We start from the raw sequence: 5,865 nt of genomic DNA on the forward strand, positions 1-5,865 counted from the left end.
TTCCGATCTGCCCTGCTGACCGCCGCCGTGCACAGCGGCGGAACGGGCCAGGGACCCGCACCTGCAGGCCGCCGCCCGCTACGCACTCGGCGAACTCGCCCGACGCGTAGGGGACTTGGAGGAGGCGCTGCACGGCCAGCAGGAGACGCTGCGGCGCCTGGAGCCGCTGCCGGCGGCGGGCCCCGGCGCCCCCGCCCGCCTGCACCTGCTCGCCCTGCTGCACACCGGCCTGGCCCGCACCCAGCAGCGGCGCGGCGCGCCGGACGCGGCCGGCCCGCTGCACCGCCGGGCCCTGGAGCTGGCCGCCGGCAGCGGCGACCAGCCCGTGCGGGCGGACGTGCTGGAGGGGTTCGCCGAGTACTGCCTCGCACGCGGCGAGGCGGCACGCGGGGCGGCGGCACTGGGCGCCGCGTACGGCCTGCGCGGGGCCCACGACGCGGGCGACCCGGAGCTGCGGGCCGTCCTGGACGGCTGCGCCGAGGCCCTGGGGGAGGCCGGCTTCCGGGCCGCCTGGGAGCGCGGCCGGGCGCTGCCGCGGCCGGAGTCGCTGGCCCTGGAAGCGGACTGACCGGCCCTCGACGGCACGTCGGCCCCCCGGGGCGGCCGGCCGGATGCGCGATCAGCCGCTGAACGGCGGCTCGGTGGGGGCGCAGACCGTCCCGGGCGCGGGCAGGACGCCGTCGACCAGGTAGCGGCTCTCGTGCTCGGCGGCGCAGTCGCTGGGGTTGGCCAGCACGGTGTGGCCGTAGCCGTCGACGGTCAGCAGCCGCGCGCCGGCGAGCGAGCGGGCCATCGCGCGGGACCCCTCGTACGGCATGGCCGGGTCACCGGTGTTGGCGACCACCAGGACCGGCCGGGCGGTCGGCCGGTCCCACGGGCCGTCGTAGCGGTCGCGGTCCCGGGCGGGCCAGTCGGCGCAGCGCTCGTCGGCCCAGGCGAAGTACGGGCCCACCTCGCCGGAGCGGGCCCGGGCGGACGCGGCCAGCGCGGGGTAGTCGGCCCGGGCGGGCGGGTTGGCGCTGTCCGAGCAGACCACCGCCAGCGCCTGGTCCGGGGACTGGCGGAGGACGGGCGGCAGCGGGGTGCCCGGCGCGGCAGGCGCCTCGGTGGCGGCCCAGAGCGCCTGGAGCACGGCGCCGAGCCGGGTCCAGCCGGTGGGCAGCCCCGCGACGGGGTTGGTGGCGTACAGCGAGACGATCGTCGCCTCCACGGCCGAGCCGGCGGTGAAGGTCGTCCCGCCGAGTGCGACCGGCCGGGTGCGCAGCCGTTGGAGCAGCTCGCCGTACCGGGCCCGGGTCGCGGCGGCCGTCCCGGCGGAGAAGGCGCAGGTCCCGGGGCCGGCCTGGCCGCACCGGTCGAGGAAGGCGTCCAGGACGCGGGCGGTGGCCACGTCGCTGCCGTTGCGCAGCAGGGTGCCCGTGGTGGCGGCCTGGTCCGCGCGGCCGGTCGACCAGGCGACCGGGTCCGGGGCACTGTCGAGGACCATCGCGCGGACCCGGCCGGGGAACAGGTTGGCGTAGGTGGCGCCGAGGTAGCTGCCGTACGAGGTGCCCAGGTAGCTGAGCCGCCGGTCGCCGACCGCGCGGCGCAGCAGGTCCAGGTCCCGGGCCACGTTCGCGGTGGAGATGTGCGGCAGCAGGGCGGGGTTGCGGGCCGCGCACTGCCGGGCGAGGCGCTGGTAGGCGTCGGCCCAGGCGCTCTGCTGGTCCGCGCCCTCGGGGTAGCCGGCGGCCGTGCCCGCCAGCAGGGCCTGCTCCTCCGCCGGGTCGTCGAAGCACCGGACGGGCGCGCTGCCACCGGTGCCGCGCGGGTCGAAGCCGACGATGTCGAAGCGCCGGCGCACCTCCTCGGGGAACTGGCCGAGCGTCGTGGGCAGGGCCGCGGTGCCGGGCACGGCCGGGCCGCCGGGGTTGTAGAACAGCGAGCCGATCCGGTGCGCCCGGTCGGTGGCCGGGTGCCGGATGACGGCGAGGTCGATCCCGGCGCCGCGCGGGTCGCGGTGGTCCAGCGGGACGCGGGCGGTCGCGCACTCGAAGCCGTCCGCGCACGCCGCCCAGGCGAGGCGCGGCACCGGGACGGTGTCCGGCGCGGCCACCGCGGCCGCCGGGCACACGGCGGCCAGCAGCACGGCCGCGGCGGCACCGGCGACGAGCCGCCAGGAGGCCGCCTGCCGCCGCCGGTCCGCGGCGCGGGAGGCCCTGGGCCGGCGCGGTCCTGCGGCCGGGCCGGTGGAAGAAGAGGTGCGAGTCACGCGGCTGCCCTTTCGTCGACGGTCCGGGCAGTCGACGGCGCTCCTCGGTCGCAGCGCACCGCCCGGCACGTGCGACGGTTCCGCACCCCGCTGGCAGAGCGCTGGCATCCCGCTGGCAGCGGCCGCTGGCCACCGGGCCACGCCCAGGGCCCGGTCAGGGCCCGGTCAGTGGCCCAGCACGCCGCGGATCCAGCCGTCCACCGTGCCGGTCAGGTCGTGCTGCCCGGCCGCGTGGTCCAGCACGAACGTGCGCACCGAGTCGCCGCCGTGGAACATGCCGCGCTTGTCGAACTCCAGCACCACCTCGACCCGGTGCGGGCCGGTGACGAAGGACAGCTCGATCTCGTTGCAGACCCGGGCGAACTGCGGCGCCGCCTTGTACTCGATCTCCTGGTAGAACGGCAGCGTCTGGCCCGTGCCGTGGATCCGGCCGGCCTCCAGATCGGCCCGGTGGAAGTGGAAGCCGAGCGCCGCCAGCGCCTCCAGCACCCGCTGCTGCGCCGGCAGCGGCTCCACCGCGAGCGGATCCATGTCCCCGCGGTCCAGCTGGCCGGCGATGTCCACGTCGGTACGGACCCCGAGCGCCATGCCCGTCAGGTGATGGCCCCCGATCACGGTCAGCGGCGCCTCCCACGGCACGGGGAACGCGAACGGGACGGCGCGCTGCTCCCCGGCGGCCAGCCGCAGCGGGCCGCAGACCCGTTGCTGGGCGAACTCCTTGACGGTGTGGCTCTCGCCGTCCTCGTGCTCGACCTCGACCCGGGCGGCCAGGCAGAGCGTGATGCCGTTGATCTCGGCGTCACGGCTGCCGCCGACCAGGACGACCTGGCCGTGCACGGTGCCACCGGGGTGGACGGTCGGGGTGGACAGCACCGTGTCCACGGTGGGTCCACCGACGCCCAGGGCGCCGAGAAGCCGCTTGAACACCATCCGGGGGCACTCCTCACAGAACCGGGGAAGCGAACGCGCCGATCGTACTTTGCCTGCGCTTTGCCACCGACCGGCGGTCCAGCCGGAACGTCTCCGGGCGCCCACCCGCCCGCCGACCGGACGGGTCAGGCCCAGTCCGTGCCCAGCCTCTCGCTCAGCTGGCTGCGGGAGGTGATCCCGAGCTTCGGGAAGGCCCGGTACAGGTGCGTGCCGATCGTCCGGGGCGACAGGTGCAGCTGACGGCCGATCTCCTTGTTGGAGAGCCCCTGCGCCGCCAGCCGGGCGATCTGGACCTCCTGGGGCGTGAGCAGGTCCCGGTCGGGGCGGCCTTGGCCCCTGCTGCCCTCGCCGGCCGAGCGGAGCTCCTGGGCCGCCCGCTCACGCCAGGGCTCCACGCCCATGGCCGCGAAGGACTCCCGGGCGATCCGCAGCGGGGTGCGGGCCTCCATCACCCGGCGCCGCCGCCGGAGCCAGGTGCCGTAGGCGAGCATCAGCCGGGCACGGACGAAGGGGGTGCGGGACATGTCCAGGTCGAACGCCGACCGGAAGTGCTCCTCGGCGTGCTCGTCGTCGGCGAGCAGCGCCCGGGCGAATCCCAGGCTCACCCGGATCGTCTGGACCTCGCTCGTCCCGGCGGCCGCGAGGAGCCGGCGCAGGGCGGCCTTCGCCATGGCGCGCTCGTCGTCGCCGGTGGCGGCCTCGGCCAACTCGGTGATGGCCAGGGTCTGCATGAACGGGTGGTAGGAGGGATCGGCCGGGTCGAAGACCCGCCAGACGCAGGAGAACGCCTCGGCGAAACGGCCCGCGGCGAGGCCGATGAGGCCGCGGGTGATCTGGATGTAGGCGAGCTTGGAGGGGTCGACCACGGTCAGCCCCTGGCCCTCCGCCTCGCCGATCGCGACCAGCGCGGTGTCCACGTCCCCGCGCAGCGCGGCGAACTGCGCCTTCGCCACCCGCGCACCGGTCAGCCACCGTGGTTGCGCGGTCTCCTCGGCCAGCCGGGCGGCCTCGGCCGCCGCCGGGAGTCCGGTCTCCCGGTCGACGGTGTGCACGGTGGCGAGGGCGAGGAGCACCAGGGTCTTGGTCAGCGGGCCCCGGCGCCCCTGACGGCGCAGTCCGTCCGCCGCGTGGCGGGCGAATCCGGTGACGTGGTCGAACCCGTTCACCATGATGGCCGCGTTGGCCAGCGTGGCGGCGGTCACGACGTCGTACCCGCCCTCACGTTCGAGGCGCCGCAGCCGGTCGATCACCGTCGCCGACGCCTCCAGCGGGGCGGCCCCCGCCAGCGTGCACACCAGGTCCGGGTGGAGTTCCGGGACCGGCAGCCGTTCGGCGGCCGTCACGACGCGCTCCCGCAGCTCTCGCCCCGGGTCCGCCCACCAGCACCGCCACGCGGCCACGCGCAGCAGCCGCAGCGCGAGTTCGGGATCGCCGGCCTCGGCGGCCTGCTCGGCCGTGGCGACCAGCAGGTGGATCCGGGACGTGCTCGTGTCGGACTCCGACTCCAGCCATTCGCGCAGCAGGACCACGCGGGCCCGCTCCAGCACGTCCGGGCCCAGCGATTCGGCCTGCTGGAGCAGCTCCGACACGCGGTCCGCCTGCCCGAGTTCGAAGCGCAGTTCCGCGGCGCCGAGGAGGCGGGCCACACTGCCCGACGGCACCTCGCTCAGCGCGGTGGCGCGTTCCAGCGCGGTCAGGGCGGCCGCGGCGGCGCCGCGCTCCTTCGCGCTGAACGCGGCCCGGTCCAGTTGCCGCGCCACCGCTTCGTCGGGACGGCCGCCGGCCGCGGCCCGGTGCCAGGCCTGCCGGTCGGGCTGTCCCCGGAGGGTGCGGGCCAGCGCGTCGTGGGCGGCGAGACGGTCCGCCAGCGGGGCCGAGCCCAGGACGGCGGAGCGCACCAGCGGGTGGGTGAAGTCGATCCGGAACCCGTCGACGCGCACCAGGCCCGCGGCCATGGCGGGCTCCAGGGACCGTACGGAGGTCTCGGCGCCCGTCAGCGCCGAAGCCGCGGCGAGCACTTCGGTCAGTGCGCCGTCGTCGGCGGTGGCCGCGACCAGCAGCGCGTGCCGCGTGTCGGGCGGAAGGTCGGCCAGCGACACGGAGAAGGCGCGTTCCAGCCGGGTGGTGAGCGCGAGCTCGGGCAGCACCCCGGGGTCCGCGGGTGCCCCGTGCGCCCCCAGGGTGAGCGGGAGTTCGGTCAGTGCGAGGGGGTTGCCGGCCGACAGCTCCGCCACCCGGCGGCGCGTCCCCGGGGTGAGGGCGGGGTGGCGGGCGTCCAGCAGGGCGTCGGCCGCGGCCGGCGCCAGGGGCACGAGGTGCAGTTCGCGGATGCCGGGGGTGCCCCGCCACACCGTACGGTCCTCGCGGACGGCGACGAGCAGGCCGACGGGTTCGGCGCCGAGGCGGCGTGCGACGAACCCGAGGACGTCCCGGGTCGGTTCGTCCAGCCACTGGGCGTCGTCCACGACCACCACCACGGGGGCTTCGGCGGCCGCCGCGCCGAGCAGGCCGAGGGTGGCCAGGGACAGCAGGAAGAGCTGGGGCCCGCAGGCGCCGGGGGACGGCTCCGCCATGCCGAAGGCCCCCAGCAGCGCCTGCGCCTGAGAAAGTGTTGGGTAATTGATCAACTGCACGCTGTGATGCGTTGGCGGTGATCTTCGCGGACTTGGAGTCCGCGAAGATCA

The 5,865-nt window shown here is 76.6% G+C and carries 4 protein-coding genes; 1 reads left to right on the forward strand and 3 read right to left on the reverse strand.

Annotated elements, in window-relative coordinates; all coding sequences use genetic code 11:
- Window positions 1–115: 115 nt before the first annotated feature.
- The gene (locus tag ABZW03_RS36100) at window positions 116–568 is read left to right on the forward strand and encodes a hypothetical protein (RefSeq protein ID WP_355268252.1); all 453 of its coding nucleotides are present in this window, start codon (window positions 116–118) and stop codon (window positions 566–568) included.
- A 51-nt stretch (window positions 569–619) separates the two neighbouring features.
- Here ABZW03_RS36100 and ABZW03_RS36105 read toward each other — a convergent pair whose 3' ends face one another.
- The 3 genes from ABZW03_RS36105 to ABZW03_RS36115 form a co-directional block, all read right to left on the reverse strand.
- On the reverse strand, window positions 620–2,251 hold the full coding sequence (locus ABZW03_RS36105; RefSeq protein ID WP_355268255.1) for an alpha/beta hydrolase: 1,632 nt from the start codon (window positions 2,249–2,251) through the stop codon (window positions 620–622).
- 165 nt (window positions 2,252–2,416) lie between these two features.
- On the reverse strand, window positions 2,417–3,181 hold the full coding sequence (locus tag ABZW03_RS36110; protein ID WP_355268257.1) for a sporulation protein: 765 nt from the start codon (window positions 3,179–3,181) through the stop codon (window positions 2,417–2,419).
- Between the two features lie 125 nt (window positions 3,182–3,306).
- Entirely contained in the window at window positions 3,307–5,808 is a 2,502-nt protein-coding gene (locus ABZW03_RS36115) for a helix-turn-helix transcriptional regulator (RefSeq protein ID WP_355268260.1), read from the reverse strand.
- Between the last annotated feature and the right edge of the window lie 57 nt (window positions 5,809–5,865).

Origin of the sequence: Kitasatospora sp. NPDC004799 (assembly GCF_040609095.1) — a bacterium.
GTDB lineage: Bacteria > Actinomycetota > Actinomycetes > Streptomycetales > Streptomycetaceae > Kitasatospora.